Genomic DNA, 17888 nt, shown 5'->3' with positions numbered 1-17888 from the left:
GCCATGAAAACCCCTACCAATCTCACCGCCAGGATCGGACGATGGAGCGGCACCCACCCGTGGCGTTCCATAGGTGCCTGGCTGCTTCTCGTAATGGTTGCCGTGTTCGCCGGCCGGGCCATCGGCACGGTCAAACTCGGCCAGTCCGCTGCCGGCAACGGCAGCTCGGGCGAGGCCGCCGTCGCTGCCAGTCGGGCCTTCCCGCAAGCGGCGACAGAGCAGGTGCTGATCCAAAGCTCGACTCTGACCGCCGGCATGCCGGCGTTCCGCGCCTCCGTCGACGATGTCGTCAACCGGGTGACGGAAACCGCATGGGTTGCGAACGTGCAATCGCCCTACAGCCCCGGCCACGCCGGCCAGATCAGCCGGGACGGCCACTCCGCTTTGGTGCAGTTCGACCTGACCGGCAGCATGAGCAGTTCCGCCAAGCGGGTCGGTCCAGTACTGACCGCGGTAGCCGCCGCGGCAGCCGACCATCCCCAACTGTCGATCCACGAAGCGGGTGACGCCAGCATCATGAAGGCCACCAGCGACAAGACGACCAAGGACTTCAAGAAAGCCGAAGGGCTGTCGCTGCCGATCACCTTGTTCGTGCTTCTGTTCGCCTTCGGAGCCCTGGTCGCTGCTCTGCTCCCAGTCGCGCTGGCCATGACGGCGGTGTTCGCCGCAACCGGGCTGCTCGCCTTCGCCAGCCACCTCAACCCCATCGACAACTCGGCCGGCTCGGTGCTGCTCCTCGTCGGTCTCGCCGTCGGGGTCGACTACTCGATGTTCTACGTCAAGCGCGAGCGTGAAGAGCGCGCTAAGGGAGCCAGCAAAGAGGCCGCCTTGCGGGCCGCGGCCGCCACCTCAGGCCATTCGGTCCTCATCTCCGGCATCACCGTTCTGATCGCCATGGCCGGCATGTTCATGGCCGGCGACAAGGTCTTTGCCGGGATCGCCTGGGGATCGATGCTCGTAGTCGCCCTTGCCATCATCGGATCGCTCACCGTGCTGCCCGCCCTGCTGTCACTGCTCGGCGACCGCGTCGAGCGGGGCCGCATCCCCGGCCTGTCCCGCCTGCGTCGCCGCAACGGTAGCGATGGCCGCACCTGGGGATGGATCCTCGACAAGGTTCTAGCCCGCCCCGTCGCCTCCGCAGTCATCTCGGGCGGAGCGCTTCTGGCCCTGGCCATACCGGTGCTGGGCATGCACACCGCCGCGCCGACGATCAGCGACCTGCCCCAGAACCTGCCCGTGGTCCAGACCTACAACCAGATCGAAACCGCCTTTCCCGGCGGGCCTGTCCCCGCCATGGTGGTAGTCCAAGCCCATGACGTGACCAGCCCGGCCGTCCAGTCCGGTATCGCCTCTATGGAGCGGACCGCCCTCGCCACCGGGCAGATGAACCAGCCGTTCACCACCCGCGTCAGCCCCGACCGCACGGTCGAGGTCGTCTCCATGCCCCTCGCCGGAGACGGCGAGAACACCGCCTCGAATCGGGCGCTTCACGCCCTGCGAGACAAGGTCATCCCGGAAACCATCGGGCACGTCCCCGGCACGACCGTCAACGTCGGCGGGCTGACCGCCGCCAACCAGGACTGGAACAGCTCGCTCCACAAGGCCATCCCGATGGTGTTCGGCTTCGTGCTCCTGCTCGCCTTCGTCCTGCTGCTGGTCTCGTTTCGCTCGATCGTGATCGCCGCAAAAGCGATCGTCTTGAACCTGCTGTCAGTCGGCGCCTCCTACGGCGTGCTGGTCTGGATCTTCCAGGAAGGACACGGTCAAGGCCTCCTCGGTTTCCACTCCACCCACGCCATAACCAGCTGGCTTCCGATCTTCATGTTCGTGCTCCTGTTCGGGCTGTCGATGGACTACCACGTGTTCATCCTCAACCGGATCCGGGAAGGACACCTCGCCGGGCACAGCACCGGTCAGGCTGTCAGCGACGGGATCAAGTCCAGCGCCAGCACCGTCACCGCCGCCGCGGTGGTCATGGTCATGGTGTTCCTGACCTTCGCCACCCTCTCCCAGGTGTCGATGAAAGAAGCCGGTATCGGTCTCGCCACCGCCGTCCTCCTCGACGCCACCATCGTACGCACCCTCCTCCTCCCGGCCAGCATGAAGCTGCTCGGGAAGTGGAACTGGTACCTGCCGTCCTGGCTGAACTGGATTCCCCAGATCGGCCACGAGCCGAAAGCCGTCGCGGACGACACCCAGAAGCGGCCTCACCGGCCAACCGCTGACACTCCGCCTGTCTTCCAGACGGTCGCGTACGCGGAACTCGCCACCGAGTCCGCCGCCTAACCAGCTGCTTGGACTGCCAGCCGGGCTCTTCGCTGAGCCCGGCTGGTTGGCGACACCCCCGAATCCGCATCAGGGCCGGACCAGCCACCAGCGCTGAGGTCCGCGCCGGTGCGGCACCAAAGCCGCAGGACCCTGATCGCCCCGTTCCCACCGAGAGAAGCTCGCCATGCGCGCCGCAAAAACATCATCACCACGGACAAACACGGCCACGAACGGGACCTCCGCCACCAAGCCGCCCCGCTTCTGGGCGATAGGCGACTGTGTTATCCCAAAGCGTTCGGCCTCCCGCAGTCTTCGTTGCCTTGTCGCCGCCATGGCGTTCACGATCGTGATCGCGATCATGCTGGCCCCCGCCGCGCCGCCCGCTATCGCAGCCGCCCAGGCCAGAAGGGCTGCATCCATGGTGCACCTGGGCGCAGAACCGTTCGCAGCTCGGCGGGTTGTGTTGTACGGCGACTCGCTGGCGGCCCAGTCGCAGCAATTCTTTATGGCGAACCTGGCGCGGGCAGGTATAACCCACGTCACCACCGAACATACGGCGGGACCGCAATCTGCGACTGGCTGGGCCAAATGCGCGCCGACGCCACGGGAATCCACCCAGATGCGGTAGTCGTCGAGTTCAGCGGCAAACCACTCACCCCTCGCATGAAAGACCTCGACGGGCTCTCTCTCATAGGCGCGGCGCACTTCCAGAAGTACGCGGCTGATGCCCAAGCGGTGCTCAACATCTTCACCCCCACGCACTCGATCGTCTTCTTCGCGGGAGCGCCCATCAGCCGCACGGCCGACCGCTCGGGGGACATCAGCAACGCGATCCTCCACGCCATGTACGCAGCGCTGGCCGGCTACTCACCCTACGGCCGCTACACCGACGCGGTGCGTCGGTTCTATCACAAGGCCGCTGGACCGACACCCTGCCCTGACTGCCTGAAGAGCCTGCACCGGAGGGCGCAACGCCAACGGCACCCCAATCAACGTCGTACGCGCTCCCGATGGCGGCCACTTTTGCCCCGGAGCCCCCGCCGCCGTACATGGCGTGACCGCCCCGTGCCCAGTATGGGACAGCGGCGCGTGGCGGTTCGGCAATGCCATGGCAGCACCTGTCGTCGCCCCAGCGATCGCCGTGCAACAGCAGGACCGGGATCGTTATAGGGCGGCTCCTCGGAACGTGACCGGCGAGGCTCCCCTTATGTTTTGCTGGAGTCCCGCCGGCGGTCCATCGCGCCAAGCGGGGTGTCAGCGATGATTCCGACCATCGCCGTCCGTCAGCCGTTGTGTTACGCCATCGAGTCGATCAATGAGGGAGTCGCATGCCCCGCACCCGTGTCCACGGCCTGAACATCTCCATCGACGGCTACGGGGCCGGCGAGCACGTCACGTTCGATACCCCGATCGGCGGTGCCGAGCGGCTGTTTGGCTGGTTCGACGGCCGGGCCATTCATGGGGTCGACAAGGTGGACGCCCCTTTCACGTTCGATCGCGCCCTGACCAGTATGTGGGGCCAGGGCATCGGCGCCGAGATCATGGGACGCCGCAAGTTCGGGCCGCAGGTGGGCCCTTGGCCCGATGATGGTTGGCGGGGCTGGTGGGGCGACGAGCCGCCGTTCCAGACGCCGGTATTCGTCCTGAGTCACCACCCCCATCCAACGATTGACTTCCCCAACGGTACGAGCTTCCGGTTCGTGGACGGTCCGCCGCATGAGGTCCTTCGCCTGGCCCAGGAGGCGGCGATCGGCCGTGATGTTCGTATCGGCGGCGGCCCCTCGACGGTCCGTCAGTTCCTAGAGGCTGATCTGGTCGATTTCATGCACCTGGTGGTGGTGCCGATCACTCTTGGGCGCGGCGTATCCCTGTGGGGAGGACTGGAGGGCGTCGAGGATCGCTTCACCGTCGAGTCGGTTTCCTCGCCGAGTGGCCTCATTCATCAGTTCTGGAACAAGAACCGCCACGCTTGAGCCGTCGAGCCCGATGCGAGACCACCTCGGCGGTGGCGAACCGAAACTCTTCACGCCGTGGATGGCCCGCACAGGAGTCAACGCGCCGCGGCTCAGTCCTCGATCTTCCTGGTTCCGATCCGCTGTAGGCCAGAGCGCATGGCCAACAGCTTCTCCGGCGAATGACCGACCCAGTCGACCAGCTCACCTACAACACGCAGCGGCTCGCGGCTACGGAACGACCGCGTCGGATTGCCGGGGAACTTCTTGTCGGTGAGATTGGGGTCGTCTTCGAACTCGCCTGTCGGCTCGACGACGTAGATTCGCCGCCGGCCTTCACCAGAGGCGAGTTCGGCTCCCCAGGTCGCGGCGTCGAGCGTCGCGGTCAAGTAGACGTAGTTCATCACCCGGCCCTCTTCGAAGTTGGACTGGCGGCCGGGGACCAGCATCTCACCCACGACAAGGTCCGCCTTCGTTCCGTGCAAATACACGCCAGGCTCGTACACCTCGAAGGGCACGGGCTCACGGTTGTTGCTCATCACTGCGACGCTAACAAGCGGCAATGCGCTCGCAACCTGGGAACCGGGTGTCCTCACGTCACGCCACTACCCGCGGTGTGGCACGACTGTTGGTGAGGGGCCCGCCACCGATCGATATCTGGCCATGGGTTGGGGTTGTCCATGCGAAGCTTTATTCGTGACGCTGTTGTGGGTGACTGGCTCGCCTGGGGTGGGGAAGTCAACGGTCTGTGATCTGCTGAAGAGCCGAGGCGAACTCGCGGTCGACGCCGACTGGGAGGGCTACAACCATTGGGTAGACCGCACGAGCGGACAGGTTGTTGCCGATCCGCCCTATCCGGTCCCGGCCGGCTGGCTTGAGCGTTTCGCCTGGCGGATCAGCCGTGCAGAGGTCGAGTCGTTGGCAGCGCGGGCGCACGACAAGACGGCGTTCCTGTTCGGATCGGTCGAGAACGAGGTCGACGTGTGGGACCTGTTCGACCTCGTGATCTGTCTCGTGGCTGACAACGAGATTCTTCGAGATCGTCTCCAGATTCGCACCACGAACGCCTTCGGCAAACACCCGGATCAGCTGGCGGCAGCGCTCGCGTGGAACAAGAGTGCCGAGCCCACCTACAGATGTTTCGGCGCGATGCTTATCGACGGCACGCAGCCCCCATCCGAGGTCGCAGACGCGGTCCTCGCTGCCGCAGTGAAGACCACCCGAACACGACGTCAGGGGTGACCGACGAGTCCCATCCCGCTCCGCCGGGACTGGGAGTGCCGGCGGGTGGGACCCGATCGGTTCCGCGGCGGGCTGATTCTTTGTGATCGGAGAGGCGACCAGCAGGACTAGATGGAGATCGGCAGTTCCAGGTCGGCGTGGGGGGGCTTCCAGTCAGGCGCGTGACTTCAGTGTCTCCACACCTTCTCCGTCGAGGTCTTCGATAGCGGCGTGTCGACCGGCCATGGTCATGAGCAAGGAGAGCATCGGGCCTGACACCACCGGTCCCGATCCGGTGCTCCAGTCAATGTCGGTGGCGCGCAATGCCAGACCGGTGATGCGCCGTTTGGTGCCGGCGACGATGTTGGACCCTTTGTATGCGTCGGCGACGACGACTAACGCGTCCAGTGGATAGTGATGCTCGATGCCGAGAGGTCGGCGGATGTCCTCGGCATGTACCAGTGATTCGCCAAGTGCCGTCTTGGCCGGAACGGCACGCAGGCGGTTGTGGCCGGCGGTGACGCTGCGGAATCGGGCGAGGGTCTCGTCGATGTCGCCGCCCTTCTCCAAGGTGATGTCTCGGGCCTGGAGACGAGAAGGGTTGAACCCGCTGGCGACCAGCTTTCGGAAGAACAGTGCCGGAGTCATACGCGCAAGGGCCGTCATATGGGCGAGGACGTCGCGCACGGTCCACCCTGGGCACAGTGAAGGACTGGTCCAAGCCGCCTCGTCAATAGCCTCCATGTCGGATGCGAGCGCTTCCCGCTCCTGGCGAATGGTTGCCCTGTTGTCTGCCATAGCGAAATCCTGCTGGAAGTCGACCGAGAGTGGAAAATCGCTGCGAACGGGCCGGCTATGACGCTGCCTGGTCGGCAGGAGTTGCCCGGATTGGGTGCCTCATATTGGCGGAGTCACCTCCCAGCGCGACCGCCTCTGATCGCCGGTTCTGCAGTGCGCTTATCGATTTGCTCGACCCGAACGACCTTCCCGCGGTCGAGAACCTACGGCGTCAATAGAGTTCGACCTCAAGCGCTCTGCCCGTTTCCACCTGGTAGACAAATCCCCGCATGCGGTCGTGGCGGAGAAACGGCGTCGCCTTGATCTTGCGGGCTGTGCGCCGTACGTCCTCCTCGACATCAGTGAACGCTTCCAGAGAGAAACCAGGCCGCACGCCTGTTTCGGCGTGGATCTGCTGGTAGAGCTCGTATTCGCTAGCGCCGAGGAGCCCGCAGTCGGTGTGATGGATCAGCACGATTTCCTCGGTGGCAAGGACCCGCTGGGACAGCATCAGGCTGCGGATCGCGTCATCGGTCGCCACCCCGCCCGCGTTGCGGATGATGTGGGCCTCACCAGCCGTTAGGCCGAACGCTCTGAAAGTGTCAATCCGCGAGTCCATGCACATGAGAACGGCCAGGTGCGAGGTGGGAGACGCTTTGAGGTGGCCCAGGTCAAAGTGGCCGGCAAAGGCAGTGTTATTGGCCACCAGCCGGTCGGTCGCAGACACGGGCAAACCCTAACAATGCTGGTAAGGCGCTGCGCGCGGTCCGACGCGTGTCCCAGAACATCCAGACGTAAGCCCGACCTGGACAATCCTTGATCGCCGGGTCGGAGTGAGACGCGGGACGTGATGCGCCTCTTGATGTCAAGCCGCGATTTCTGGTGAGTTGACGGGTTCGTTGTGGTTGATGAGCGCTTGTACGTGGGGGTAGAGCTCGCGTGCGACGTAGCGCTTAAGACAGCGCATGATCTCGGTCTTGGAAAGTCCTTCGGATGTGCGCCGCTCGACATAGGCGAGTGTCGGTTGGTGGCTGACCATCCGGGCTCTGACGATGGTCCACAGCGCCGAGTTGGCTTGGCGGTCACCGCCTCGGTTGAGACGGTGACGGTTCGTTCTTCCCGACGATGCTTGCACGGGCGATGATCCGCACAGCGCTGCGAAAGAACGCTCGTGGCCGAGCCGGCTGGGATTGTCGCCGGCGGTGACGAGGAGCTGCCCGGCGGTGTCGTAACCGACGCCGTAGACAGCGAGTAGCTCCGGCGCCAGCTGCTTGAGCAGGGCCTTGATGTGCACGTCTAGTTCACGGGCCTCAGCGTCGAGGGTCCGCCACCGCCGAGCGACTGTGGCCAGGGCCCGCTTGGCTGCATTCTCGGCGTTGATCTCACCGCTCGGTCGCCACCGCTCCGCGGTGGACACCATCTTCTTGACTGTCAGACCTCGCAGCTTGGATCGGATCGCGTCTGGTGCGGTGTCGCAGAGACTGTGGAGCTGGTTGGCTGCTGCGGTGCGGGCCTTTATGGCCCCGGACCTGGCGATACGTAGCTGCCGCAGCGCTTCGACCGGTCCGTCGCCGGCTTTGGGGGTGACGGTGGCATCGCCGCTGAGCACCGCTCGAGCCGCCGCTTCAGCATCGACTGTGTCGGACTTCCCACGCCGACGCCGGTTCTGGCGGTTGGGACGATTGACCTCCACCACCCGGACGTCCCGGGCCACTAAGAACCGCGCCAGGCCAGCACCCCAGGACCCGCACCCCTCGACCCCGACCGCCTTGAGATCCCCGAAGGACTGCATCCACTTCAAAGTGTCTCGATATCCACGGCGGGTGGTCGGAAACGATCTCGTTCCCATTAGCTGTCCAACCGGGTCAAGGACTGCCACTACGTGGACGTCTTTATGGGTGTCCACCCCGCCCGTCACCGAACCGGGTCTGTCGTGCGCGATCGTTGTCAAGTCGCCTGTTCCTTTCACGTGGGTTGCAGGTGGCACGCACCGCCGGGAGGGCGGACAAGACAGTGATGGGGCCTCTTGCACAGGCGCCTCTTCGGTCACGGACGCCCGACCGGTGCGTGCACAACATCTCTGAAGGACTTCGATCACCCGGCCGACTGGTCACTTCAAGGACACCCCAACGGGTCGGCCGATCTGCGGGTCAGACCGAGTGAGCGAAACCCTCCACCCTTCCTACTATCGGCAACACCGAACCACGCGGACCATCATCACTGCCCGATCTGTATCGGCATGTGATCCTCGGGCTGCGGATTCTCGTGTGTATGTTTGTACCGCCCGCAATCCATTTCAGCGCCACGAGATCGACCTGGTAGCTGGGTCTTAGGGTTGGGCACGATATACGTAGCCCAATCGGGGAGGAGACGTTGTGAAGCCCCGCATCCACGTATTGACCCTCGCCGTCGATGACCTTGAGAGGTCTCTTTCGTTCTACCGGCGGCTCGGACTGGAGTCACCCGGAATCATCGCGACAGAGTTCCCGGGTGACGAAGAGAACGCGGCAGGTGCTATCGCCGTCTTCCAGCTCGACCGAGGAGTTCTGCTGGCAATCTTTCCACGCAGCGAACTCGCCAAGGACGCCAAAATTGTTCCAACTCGGACGCACTCAGGTTCCTTCAGCATCGGGCATGCGGTCGGAAGTAGAGAAGAAGTAGACGCCCTCCTGGACGCGGCGGAAACCGCCGGGGCGACTGTGACGGTCAAAGCCTACGACCGACCCTTCGGTGTCTACAGCGGCTACTTCCAAGACCCAGACGGGCATCTATGGGAGGTCCTGTGGAACCAGGCCCTCGAAGACATCTGACGACTACCGTCAGGCTTTGAGATACTCAGCAAGGTTCACCAACGAAGATGCCATTCCCTTGCTGTGGTCGCGCTTGGAGATGCCGTCGGGCACGTTTTCCGCAGTCACCTCTACGCGGGTTCCTCCCTCGACCGCCGTTAGCTCCCACGTCAACGTCATTACGCCGGCAAAAGAAGGATCATCAGAGACGAACTTCACCGACTGCACGACCCGAGCCTCGGGGGCGATATCGATGATACGGACATCGACGATGTCGGAATCGGGCGTGGATTTCCCCGGCGCAACGCCACCGTCGGCATAGGTCAACGCCATCCGATACGACCCCCCGGGACGCATATCGAAGTGTTCGAACCTGCCAGTCATTCCCGATGGAGGCAGCCACGTCCTGAGGGCATCGGGATCGACCAGCGCCTCATAAACGAGCTTGCGCTGGGCGGCGATCACCCGAGACGCGGTGTCTGTGCGAGGCATCCCCGGATGATATGGCTATCCGGGTGAGTGCAGAAGGGAGACCTGAGTCTCAAGCCCAAGGATCGTCTGCGACCATCCCGATAACCCGGGCAACGCTTGTCCCTCATTGCCGGGTTGGGAGAACAGCGCCCCTAGGTTTCGACCCGAACGCCGATAGGGGGTCGGGTGGATCGATTCGCGCGTGCGCCCTGTGCTTCGGCTTAGGAGCAGCTGTCACAGCTGTGAGACGGCAGAACCCGTTGCCTTAACTAACCAGGTGGACTCCGGTCAGTTGGTATCCGTCCAACCACTAGGTGCAGAATCAGAAGGTGCTTTGCGCCAGGCTCTTACTGACTGGGAGACGTAGTTCGCGCATGGGACGGGACGAAGCGGCGATCCGCGTGCCCCCGACCGATCCCGACGGAAGCTTGACAATTGATCTCAACTTGGCTGAACGTACCGTGCAGCTTTTGCGCGAGGTGAACCTGTGCACGAGGTACCAATCGCGCTACATGGATCTGCCGATCGGTCTCACAGAAGCGGGAAGGCGGGCCATCTTCGACCTGCTCGACGCAGCCAAACCGTTATACGTTCCGGAGCACGAGTGGGCGGCCTTCTCTGGGGATCGGGGATGCCTCGTCGACATCGACACTCCAGACCAGCTTCGCACCGAGCTTCGAGCACGCCAGTGACCATTCCCGTCCCCGTCACTCCGCTGCGCGCGATCAAGGTGCGGCGGGATCACCGTGTCGAACTTCCCGAACACGTGGTTACAGAAGAGCCACTCGAGATACGCCTGGCCGAGCATGGAGGGCAGTCCCAGCCTGTGATCGTCACCATGCGGACACCCGGAAACGACTTCGAGCTCGCCGTCGGCCTTCTCTTCACGGAGAACCTCGTGCTTCCAAATCAGATCGAGGCAGTTAGCTATTGCGATGGGGTCCGCGAGGATCCTCGCCGCCGTTACAACACCGTGACGGTCCGGGTCGGCAGCGCCCGGGTCGGCTCCGGGAAGGCTCGGCCGTTTGTGTCGAGTGCCAGTTGCGGTGTCTGCGGTAAGTCGAGTATCGAGGATGTCCTTCTCGCCGGTGACGTGGTCGCGCCTCTCCCGCGCTCGGCGCGGGGTCTCCCAGGATCCGTCGTTGTATCGATGCCAGATCAATTGCGTCGGTCCCAGAAATCGTTCGACCGGACCGGGGGCCTCCACGCTGCCGGATTGTTCGACCAGACTGGGATGATGTTCTGCGCCCGCGAGGACGTCGGGCGTCACAACGCCGTTGACAAAGTGATTGGTAACTGGCTTCTCAACGGGGCATCTCATGGCGCAGGTCAGCACGTCGACCAGTGTGACTCCCTCGCTTCCTACGGGCTCATGGTATCTGGACGAGTTAGTTTCGAGATTGTGCAGAAGGCTGCCATTGCGGGGATCGGCGCGATATGTGCCGTGTCCGCCCCGACGAGCCTTGCAGTAGAAGCAGCCGATGCCCTCGGTCTGGGTTTGGCGGGTTTCGTACGGGGCGACTCCTTCAATGTCTATGCCCATTCGGAAAGATTCGATCTTGATGGCTAACCGGCGACGAACCGGTGCAGCCGAGACGTCGGCAGGCCCCACGGCAGTCACGTCAGCGGTCCGGATATCGCTGCGCGAAATGGGAGCGACACGTTCGATCAAGTCGCTGTCGAAACTGAATCAAGTCGATGGGTTTGATTGCCCGAGCTGCGCCTGGCCGGACCCCGCGCCCGAGGAACGGAACCATGCCGAGTTCTGCGAGAACGGCGCCCGAGCTGTTGCATGGGAAGCCACCCGGAAACGGATCGGGCAGGAGTTCTTTGCCGCCCATTCGGTCTCAGAACTTCGCAATTGGGATGACCGTCACCTCGAAGGTGCGGGTCGGTTGACGCACCCGGCTTACCTCGCGCCTGGAGCGGCCCATTACCGCCCGATCTCATGGGCTGATGCCATTCAGCTCGTCGCAGGCCGTCTGAAGTCTCTTGGCAGCCCTGACCGGGCAGTGTTTTATACCAGCGGTCGTGCCAGTAATGAAGCGGCCTTCTTGTACCAGCTTCTCGCCCGGAAGCTCGGCACCAACAATCTGCCTGACTGTTCGAACATGTGTCACGAGTCGAGCGGGGCCGCTTTAACCGAGACGATCGGGGTCGGCAAGGGGGTCGTGTCGCTCGCTGACATAACCGATCACGCCGACCTGATCTTGATAGCGGGACAGAATCCCGGTACCAACCACCCGCGCATGCTGACGGCACTCGAACATGCGAAAAGACGAGGTGCGCGTATCATCGCCATCAACCCCCTTCCCGAGGCAGGCTTTGGTCGATTCCGCAACCCCCAAGCAGTCCGGGGGCTGATTGGGCGCGGCACGGTTATCGCCGACGAGCTGCTTCAGGTCCGGGTAAACGGCGACTTAGCACTCTTTTCCGGGCTCAATCGAGTCCTAGCTCACCGCGAAGCTCTCGCGCCGGGATCCGTCTTTGATGGTGATTTCATAGCTCGGCATTGCGAAGGTCTGGCCGACGCCGTCGAGGCGTGGAAGTCCCTGGATTGGAACCGCCTCGAGACGATGAGCGGGGTCAGCCGCGCGGAGATCGAGGCCCTCGCCGATTGCGTCGTTGAGTCGGGGAGCGTCGTTGTCTGCTGGGCCATGGGACTCACCCAGCACGCCAACTCGGTAGCGACCATCAGGGAGATCGTCAACTTTCTGCTCCTGCGAGGAAACATCGGTCGCCCGGGCGCCGGTCCCTCGCCGATACGAGGTCATAGCAACGTGCAGGGTGATCGGACGATGGGCGTGTGGGAGCGGATGCCGGACGATTTCCTCGACCGGCTGGGTGATGAATTCGGGTTCGAACCGCCTCGTCGATCCGGCTGGGATACTGTCGATTCGATCCGGGCGATGCGGGACGGCCACGTTGACGTCTTCTTCGCGCTCGGCGGGAACTTTGCGGTTGCCTCCCCCGACACTGGAGTCACCGAGGCTGCCATGGCCAACTGCGCTCTGACGGTCCACGTGGCGACCAAATTGAACCGCTCGCACCTCTGCAATGGTCGAGAAGCCATGATTCTGCCGTGCCTTGGCCGAACCGAGCGGGACCTTCAGGTCTCCGGAGAACAGTTCGTGACGGTCGAGGACTCTATGAGCGTCGTCCACATGTCCCGAGGTCATTTGGAGCCCGCGTCTCCTCTACTCATGAGTGAAGTTGCGATCGTTGCATCACTCGGTGAGGCGTTGTTCGGTGAAGATGTCGGATGGCGGAAGATGCAAGAGGACTACAGAACGATACGCGAGCACATCGCGAGGGTGGTGCCCGGTTTCGAGGATTTCGAACGTCGCGTGTCGGCGCCTGGGGGATTTACCCTCCCGCGGGGCCCGCACGATTCGCGGACGTTCCCCACGCCGTCGGGTAGAGCGAGATTCACGGTGAACCCGCTCTCCGCACCTGTAGCCCCCGAAGGTCACTTGATTCTCCAGACAGTTCGCTCGCATGACCAGTTCAACACAACGGTGTATGACGTCAACGATCGGTATCGGGGCGTCGAGGGTGGACGCAGAGTGGTGTTTGTGAACCGGTCAGACCTTCAGGTGCTCGGCTTGCGTGATGGAGAACTAGTGGACCTCGTGAGCATTTGGACCGATCGAGAGAGAAGGGCAGAAGCGTTTCGCGTAGTCGAATACCCGACGCCAAAGGGGTGCGCGGCGACCTACTTTCCGGAGGCCAACGTGCTGGTTCCCCTGGAGTCCACCGCAGAAACGAGCGGCACCCCTACATCCAAGTCCGTCATTGTCCGGCTGGAGCGTTGTGTTTAGGCCGTTCTGAACTCGGAAAGCGTCGGGAACTAGTCTTCCAAGTTGGGCAACAAGAGTGCTGGTAGAAGTACCTAAGGGCCTGTAGCTCAGTGGTTAGAGCGGGGGACTCATACATGCTCCGGGCCTTCTTTGCTGACCGGTCTAGATGGAAACTCCCTGGTCAGGTGGGGTGCCGGTGCGGTCCAGCACGATTGTTCCGGGGCATCTTTGGACTAGTTGTAGTACAGGACTAGGACAAGATCGTCGTCATTTCGTTCGCTGATTCGACAGTCAACGGGGCCTGTTGAAGCGACGCGTACCGACGGGGCAGAGGCGTATACTTAGGCGCATGCCTCGGCTCCAGGTGTATCTTCCAGAGGACTTGTATCGGGCGGTGAAGGAACGTCGACTTCCGGCCTCCGAGCTCCTACAAGGGGCCGTGAGGGCGGAGCTTCGTCGCCGCGAGCTTCTCGCCGAGACGGAGCGCTACCTGGCCGAGTTGGTTGATGAGGTGGGCGAGCCGTCTGCCGCGGCGGTTGCACGAGCTGAGGCGCTGTCGAAGCGCGTAAGAGGCAAGTCTCATTCTCCAAAGGCGAGCTGAACCAATACTCGTCCTGGATTCGGGCGGGCTCAGTTCTTTGGCTAAGCGCAATCAAGACGCGGTGGCCACAATTCGGGCCTTCGTTCGGGACGGTCTTTGGCCACCGTTGGTCCCCTCCGTGGTGCTGGCTGAGTCGATCTCCGGGCGTCAACGGAATGACGCGAATGTGAACCGGCTGCTTAAGACCTGCGACATTGTTGAGGAACTGCCCGAAGAGTTAGCCCGGCGGGCAGGGGAGCTTCGCTTTCGGGCCCGTCGGGGGTCGGCAGTCGACTCGATACTTGTCGCTACTGCGGAGCCGGGTGGGATTGTTTTCACCGGTGACGAAGGGGACCTCAACGCGTTGGCCAATCAAGCTGATCGAGTCACAATCCAAAGGGTCTGACGTTAGCCCGGAGCTCGGAACCTTGTGTCAACTCGCTTCCAGATCGTCTGGACATGCCGCCCGGTCTCGTCAACTGCCCTCGGCGACCTTCGTGCTCGGCTTGACGGAGCTCCGATTAGAACGGAATCCGTGGCACTGTGAAGTAGCTCATCAAAGGGGGTCGCGACCACCATGGCTTATATCCCGGAACAGCCACCCGAAGACGAAAATTTGGATTTAGCTCTCGACGAGCAAGACGCATCCGGCGACAGCTCTGGTCAGCGTGATATCGAGGACGTGGCGGCCGATCGGACCGAGCTGGAGGAGGCCGGGGCCGACCTCGAGGATGAAGTCCAGATGTCGATACTTGACCGGGGCATGGATGACCCAGACGGGTGGGGACGTGCCGAAGATCCTGAGGACATCGAAGCGGGCTGGGACGTCGATCCCGTGACCGCCGACCGCCGTAGTGGCGAGCAGCCCGACGAGGGCGCCGAGGGTGCTGCACTCGCCGAGGACGACTCGCTCGACGCCCCCGATATCGAGGACGACGAAGAGTTGGACGAGATCGACACTGATCCCGCCGACATGGAGCAGGTTCTTGACGACTCTCCGATAGCCGACCCCGACCGCTGGTAAAGAGCCGGCAGGATGGCGGCGACGCTGCCGACAGGCCAGTCGATCCGGCGCCTAGCCCGGGAGCGGCTCGGGTTTCACGAACTGCGCCAGGGCCAGCTCGAGGCGGTGACGGCCGCTGCTGCAGGCCGCAACGTGGTGGCGGTGCTGCCAACCGGCGCCGGCAAGTCCGCCATCTACGAGCTGGCCGGACTGTTGAGGAGCGGCCCGACGGTCGTGGTATCTCCGCTGATCGCCTTGGAAGACGATCAAGTCGCACATCTTCGCGACGCTGGCCTTTCGGCGACCGTGGTGAACTCCAAGCTGTCGAGCCGGGCGCGAGCGGAGGCGCTAGCAACCGTTGGTGACGCCAACGAGTTTGTGTTTGTCTCGCCCGAGCAGCTCACCAACCCGGAGACCAGGATTGCGCTTCTTACGGCCAAGCCGGGTCTGTTCGCGGTCGATGAGGCCCATCTCGTGAGCCAGTGGGGTCAAGATTTTCGGCCCGACTACCTGCGCCTCGGCACTCAGGCCGATGCGCTTGGCGCCGAGGTGCGCATGGCGTTGACTGCGACGGCAGCACCGCCGGTACGAGAGGAGATCATCAAGCGGCTAGGCCTCCGGGACCCGGAGGTGGTGATCGGCGACTTCGACAGACCGGAGATAAGCCTGAGCGTCCATCGGGTCTTCTCCCGTGAGGGCAAGCAGCGGGAAATCGAACGGGCGATATCGGAGTTCGAGGGACCAGGGATCGTCTACGCCGCCACGCGCTCGGGCGCCCAAAGCGTCAAGGATCTTCTCGCCGCGGCCGGGCACGGCGTGGCGCTCTACCACGCAGGGCTTCCGATGGCCGTCAGGCGCCACGCCATGAAGTCATTCCTCGATGGGTCGACGCGGATCATGGCCGCCACGGTGGCGTTCGGGATGGGTATCGACAAGGCCGATGTGCGTTGGGTAGTGCACGCCGATCCACCCGGATCGATCGACGCCTACTACCAAGAGATCGGACGGGCCGCTCGGGACGGACTACCCGCGCAGGCCCGCCTGGTGTACCACGAACCCGACCTGGCTGTAGTTCGACACCTCACGGTAAGAAGCCGTGTCTCTGAGACAACCCTCGCCGAAGTCGCCTATCGCCTCGCCGACGGGCTCGCCGGCAATAGCACCCACGATCTCGCCGATGCGACTCGTAGCGCTCGATCGGTGACTCTCGCTCTCGCCCGCCTAGTTGATATCGGAGCCGCCAGCTGGCTTGCCGACGGGGGAGTGCGGTGGAGCGATGTGATGAGCGTTCCTGCGTCCCTTGAGGCATCTGCAGAGAAGTCGACTCGCGAGCAGGAGATCCAGGCCACTCGCCTCGATATGATGCGCCGCTACGCCGAGCACACCGGATGCCGCCGTTCGTTTCTCCTGACCTACTTCGGGCAGAACTACCCGGGTCCCTGCGGTAACTGTGACAACGACCGTCAGCACTCTGCGCCCCCCCGCTGGCAGGAGCCCTTCCCGGTCGGGGCCCGCGTAGCCACCGACCGCTGGGGCGAGGGAACGATTCAAAGGTACGACCGAGATCAGGTGACCATTCTCTTCGACGACCACGGATATCGGGACCTCCTCGTGTCGATCCTGCGTGACAAAAGTCTGCTACGCCTCCTTTAGACCGAACCGCCGGTCGCAAGTTCGATCGCGAAACCAAGCCGGCTCACGTCCAGGCCGCCGTACCCGCAGCAGCGAAAGGCCCACCTGGACTGACGCGGGCGGCGATCGTCACATCGTCTAGCACCCAGACCAGCCGCGGGTCGACGTGGTTTCCGCATGTACCGGCCGAGTAGCTCCCCGGCGTGATTCATGAATAGTGGGGCCCAGATAGTCTTGTTCGTCGTGGCGATCACGCACTTTGTGTGGGATTGGAACGGCACGCTGCTAGATGACTTCGAGGTCATGGTCGAAGCAACCAGCGCCAGTTGTCGGGACTTTCTAGGCCGCTCAATCACTTCCGACGAGTACCGCAGCCACTTCGCGCGGCCAGTCCAGCTTCTTTATCAGGGAATCCTGTAACGGCGGATCACGTCTGAGGAACTGCGGTCCAGGTTGGTGACAGTAAAGATCGGCGACAGGTGGCCTGTGATGCCAGGTGGGTCGGAACTCACCGACGGGATCTCCGAATGGTATCGGTCAGGCATAGATCCCCACTCTTTTACCACCCGGGGTAGGGGAACTACGTTGCAGGCGATGGAAGAGCCGCCCGCAAGGCCTACAGCCCAGGCCGAGAAGTGCTCGGAATGCGGCTTCGATGGCCTCACCATCACGGCCACGAACGCCGAAAGAACGCTGCGTGGTCTAGGCCCTCGTTATAAGGAAGCGCTTGCTCTGCAGGAGGGAGAAGACCCCGACATCGTCTTGCGTCGGCGCCCAGATGCTCGCACCTGGTCGGCGCTCGAGTGCGCCGCCCACATGCGCGACGTCATCGCGTTTTGGGGATGGGGGCTTCACCAGGCGCTCACCAAGGAGCACCCAGAGCTACCCGACCCCGATCCGGATCTTCCCGACCGGACCGCTTCTGAAAGCTCATACAACAGCCAGGACCTCTTGAAAGTAGTTGAGGACCTATCGGCGAACGCCGACCGCATCGCCAGGAAAGCGGCCAATATCGCAGGCGATGCCTGGGATCGAGCCGTTACCTTTGGCAACCTTGATATGACCACTCTGGCTATCGTCCGTAAGGTCGCCCATGAGGGGCACCATCATCTGCTCGACATCGGTCGTTCAATCAATGCCGCGAGAACCACAAACTGACCTCCGTCAAGGCGACTACCCGACAGCGCCTTGGAGCGCCCCGCACTAACTCGCGTCCACAGCCAAGCTAGAGCGCAACACGAATCCCCGCGTACGGGATGTGATGCGATGAAGCAGCGGGTCGCCGCTGTTTGCGGGATGGTTCGGCTGGGGCGCTGAGCCGCCGCCGATGTCGGGAGGGTCGGATGGCTGTTGGGGCTGTGAAGAGGGTTGGGTCCTTCTCTCGCCGGGAGGGAC

20 protein-coding genes are annotated in these 17888 nt (G+C 63.3%); 13 read left to right on the top strand and 7 right to left on the bottom strand.

Annotation, left to right across the window (positions count from 1 at the left end):
- Positions 1 to 3 precede the first annotated feature (3 nt).
- On the top strand, positions 4 to 2286 hold the full coding sequence (locus tag VFZ97_04225; protein ID HEX6392622.1) for an MMPL family transporter: 2283 nt from the start codon (positions 4 to 6) through the stop codon (positions 2284 to 2286).
- Between the two features lie 69 nt (positions 2287 to 2355).
- Here VFZ97_04225 and VFZ97_04220 read toward each other — a convergent pair whose 3' ends face one another.
- The gene (locus tag VFZ97_04220; protein HEX6392621.1) at positions 2356 to 2688 is read right to left on the bottom strand and encodes a hypothetical protein; all 333 of its coding nucleotides are present in this window, start codon (positions 2686 to 2688) and stop codon (positions 2356 to 2358) included.
- Between the two features lie 168 nt (positions 2689 to 2856).
- Here VFZ97_04220 and VFZ97_04215 point away from each other — a divergent pair, with 168 nt between their 5' ends.
- Complete coding sequence (locus VFZ97_04215; GenBank protein HEX6392620.1) at positions 2857 to 3438, top strand: hypothetical protein; 582 nt, start codon at positions 2857 to 2859, stop codon at positions 3436 to 3438.
- Between the two features lie 158 nt (positions 3439 to 3596).
- Complete coding sequence (locus VFZ97_04210) at positions 3597 to 4241, top strand: dihydrofolate reductase family protein (protein ID HEX6392619.1); 645 nt, start codon at positions 3597 to 3599, stop codon at positions 4239 to 4241.
- Between the two features lie 92 nt (positions 4242 to 4333).
- Here VFZ97_04210 and arr read toward each other — a convergent pair whose 3' ends face one another.
- Positions 4334 to 4759 carry an NAD(+)--rifampin ADP-ribosyltransferase gene (gene arr / locus VFZ97_04205; GenBank protein HEX6392618.1) on the bottom strand — a complete coding sequence of 142 codons (426 nt, stop codon included), beginning with the start codon at positions 4757 to 4759 and terminating at the stop codon, positions 4334 to 4336.
- A gap of 157 nt (positions 4760 to 4916) precedes the next feature.
- Between arr and VFZ97_04200 the strand changes: the two genes are divergently transcribed.
- Complete coding sequence (locus VFZ97_04200) at positions 4917 to 5462, top strand: AAA family ATPase (protein ID HEX6392617.1); 546 nt, start codon at positions 4917 to 4919, stop codon at positions 5460 to 5462.
- A gap of 153 nt (positions 5463 to 5615) precedes the next feature.
- Here VFZ97_04200 and VFZ97_04195 read toward each other — a convergent pair whose 3' ends face one another.
- From VFZ97_04195 to VFZ97_04185, 3 genes are all read right to left on the bottom strand, one after another.
- Positions 5616 to 6239, bottom strand: coding sequence for a maleylpyruvate isomerase family mycothiol-dependent enzyme (locus tag VFZ97_04195; GenBank protein ID HEX6392616.1), 624 nt, complete (start codon positions 6237 to 6239; stop codon positions 5616 to 5618).
- A gap of 211 nt (positions 6240 to 6450) precedes the next feature.
- Positions 6451 to 6945, bottom strand: coding sequence for a carbonic anhydrase (locus VFZ97_04190; protein HEX6392615.1), 495 nt, complete (start codon positions 6943 to 6945; stop codon positions 6451 to 6453).
- Positions 6946 to 7083: 138 nt separating this feature from the next.
- Entirely contained in the window at positions 7084 to 8160 is a 1077-nt protein-coding gene (locus VFZ97_04185; GenBank protein HEX6392614.1) for an IS110 family transposase, read from the bottom strand.
- Positions 8161 to 8593: 433 nt separating this feature from the next.
- Here VFZ97_04185 and VFZ97_04180 point away from each other — a divergent pair, with 433 nt between their 5' ends.
- Complete coding sequence (locus VFZ97_04180) at positions 8594 to 9028, top strand: VOC family protein (protein ID HEX6392613.1); 435 nt, start codon at positions 8594 to 8596, stop codon at positions 9026 to 9028.
- A gap of 9 nt (positions 9029 to 9037) precedes the next feature.
- On the opposite strand, the gene VFZ97_04175 is transcribed toward VFZ97_04180, so the two are convergent.
- Positions 9038 to 9499, bottom strand: a complete 462-nt coding sequence (locus VFZ97_04175; protein HEX6392612.1) for an SRPBCC family protein — start codon at positions 9497 to 9499, stop codon at positions 9038 to 9040.
- Positions 9500 to 9924: 425 nt separating this feature from the next.
- Here VFZ97_04175 and VFZ97_04170 point away from each other — a divergent pair, with 425 nt between their 5' ends.
- The 7 genes from VFZ97_04170 to VFZ97_04140 all read left to right on the top strand — a co-directional run bounded on the left by VFZ97_04170 (position 9925) and on the right by VFZ97_04140 (position 16514).
- Positions 9925 to 10170 carry a hypothetical protein gene (locus tag VFZ97_04170; protein HEX6392611.1) on the top strand — a complete coding sequence of 82 codons (246 nt, stop codon included), beginning with the start codon at positions 9925 to 9927 and terminating at the stop codon, positions 10168 to 10170.
- Positions 10167 to 11048 carry a formate dehydrogenase accessory sulfurtransferase FdhD gene (locus tag VFZ97_04165; protein HEX6392610.1) on the top strand — a complete coding sequence of 294 codons (882 nt, stop codon included), beginning with the start codon at positions 10167 to 10169 and terminating at the stop codon, positions 11046 to 11048. Before VFZ97_04170 ends, VFZ97_04165 begins: the two co-directional genes overlap by 4 nt.
- Positions 11041 to 13299 carry an FdhF/YdeP family oxidoreductase gene (locus VFZ97_04160; GenBank protein HEX6392609.1) on the top strand — a complete coding sequence of 753 codons (2259 nt, stop codon included), beginning with the start codon at positions 11041 to 11043 and terminating at the stop codon, positions 13297 to 13299. The genes VFZ97_04165 and VFZ97_04160 overlap by 8 nt, the downstream gene beginning before the upstream one ends.
- 328 nt (positions 13300 to 13627) lie before the next feature.
- Positions 13628 to 13879, top strand: a complete 252-nt coding sequence (locus VFZ97_04155; protein HEX6392608.1) for a hypothetical protein — start codon at positions 13628 to 13630, stop codon at positions 13877 to 13879.
- A complete protein-coding gene (locus VFZ97_04150; protein ID HEX6392607.1) occupies positions 13860 to 14264 on the top strand; it encodes a PIN domain-containing protein in 405 nt (134 codons plus the stop codon). Before VFZ97_04155 ends, VFZ97_04150 begins: the two co-directional genes overlap by 20 nt.
- Positions 14265 to 14474: 210 nt before the next feature.
- Complete coding sequence (locus VFZ97_04145) at positions 14475 to 14882, top strand: hypothetical protein (protein ID HEX6392606.1); 408 nt, start codon at positions 14475 to 14477, stop codon at positions 14880 to 14882.
- Positions 14883 to 14894: 12 nt separating this feature from the next.
- On the top strand, positions 14895 to 16514 hold the full coding sequence (locus tag VFZ97_04140) for a RecQ family ATP-dependent DNA helicase (GenBank protein ID HEX6392605.1): 1620 nt from the start codon (positions 14895 to 14897) through the stop codon (positions 16512 to 16514).
- Between the two features lie 383 nt (positions 16515 to 16897).
- Here VFZ97_04140 and VFZ97_04135 read toward each other — a convergent pair whose 3' ends face one another.
- Positions 16898 to 17038, bottom strand: coding sequence for a hypothetical protein (locus tag VFZ97_04135; GenBank protein HEX6392604.1), 141 nt, complete (start codon positions 17036 to 17038; stop codon positions 16898 to 16900).
- Positions 17039 to 17087: 49 nt separating this feature from the next.
- Between VFZ97_04135 and VFZ97_04130 the strand changes: the two genes are divergently transcribed.
- Positions 17088 to 17651 (top strand): DinB family protein, encoded by a 564-nt coding sequence (locus tag VFZ97_04130; GenBank protein ID HEX6392603.1) that lies wholly within the window; start codon positions 17088 to 17090, stop codon positions 17649 to 17651.
- The last annotated feature ends 237 nt before the right edge of the window (positions 17652 to 17888 follow it).

The sequence above is a fragment of the Acidimicrobiales bacterium genome, assembly GCA_036378675.1.
In the GTDB taxonomy this organism is placed as follows: Bacteria; Actinomycetota; Acidimicrobiia; order Acidimicrobiales; family Palsa-688; genus DASUWA01.
The sequence above is the reverse complement of the archived record's forward strand: the minus strand, read 5'-3'. Positions and strand labels throughout refer to the sequence as shown.

What these genes read in the sequence shown, in the direction of transcription:
- VFZ97_04225 (HEX6392622.1), top strand. Translation starts at nt 4, where the DNA reads ATGAAAACCCCTACCAATCTCACCGCCAGGATCGGACGATGGAGCGGC.
- VFZ97_04220 (HEX6392621.1), bottom strand. Translation starts at nt 2,688, where the DNA reads ATGGATGCAGCCCTTCTGGCCTGGGCGGCTGCGATAGCGGGCGGCGCG.
- VFZ97_04215 (HEX6392620.1), top strand. Translation starts at nt 2,857, where the DNA reads ATGCGCGCCGACGCCACGGGAATCCACCCAGATGCGGTAGTCGTCGAG.
- VFZ97_04210 (HEX6392619.1), top strand. Translation starts at nt 3,597, where the DNA reads ATGCCCCGCACCCGTGTCCACGGCCTGAACATCTCCATCGACGGCTAC.
- arr (HEX6392618.1), bottom strand. Translation starts at nt 4,759, where the DNA reads ATGAGCAACAACCGTGAGCCCGTGCCCTTCGAGGTGTACGAGCCTGGC.
- VFZ97_04195 (HEX6392616.1), bottom strand. Translation starts at nt 6,239, where the DNA reads ATGGCAGACAACAGGGCAACCATTCGCCAGGAGCGGGAAGCGCTCGCA.
- VFZ97_04175 (HEX6392612.1), bottom strand. Translation starts at nt 9,499, where the DNA reads ATGCCTCGCACAGACACCGCGTCTCGGGTGATCGCCGCCCAGCGCAAG.
- VFZ97_04160 (HEX6392609.1), top strand. Translation starts at nt 11,041, where the DNA reads ATGGCTAACCGGCGACGAACCGGTGCAGCCGAGACGTCGGCAGGCCCC.
- VFZ97_04155 (HEX6392608.1), top strand. Translation starts at nt 13,628, where the DNA reads ATGCCTCGGCTCCAGGTGTATCTTCCAGAGGACTTGTATCGGGCGGTG.
- VFZ97_04140 (HEX6392605.1), top strand. Translation starts at nt 14,895, where the DNA reads ATGGCGGCGACGCTGCCGACAGGCCAGTCGATCCGGCGCCTAGCCCGG.
- VFZ97_04135 (HEX6392604.1), bottom strand. Translation starts at nt 17,038, where the DNA reads ATGCCTGACCGATACCATTCGGAGATCCCGTCGGTGAGTTCCGACCCA.
- VFZ97_04130 (HEX6392603.1), top strand. Translation starts at nt 17,088, where the DNA reads ATGGAAGAGCCGCCCGCAAGGCCTACAGCCCAGGCCGAGAAGTGCTCG.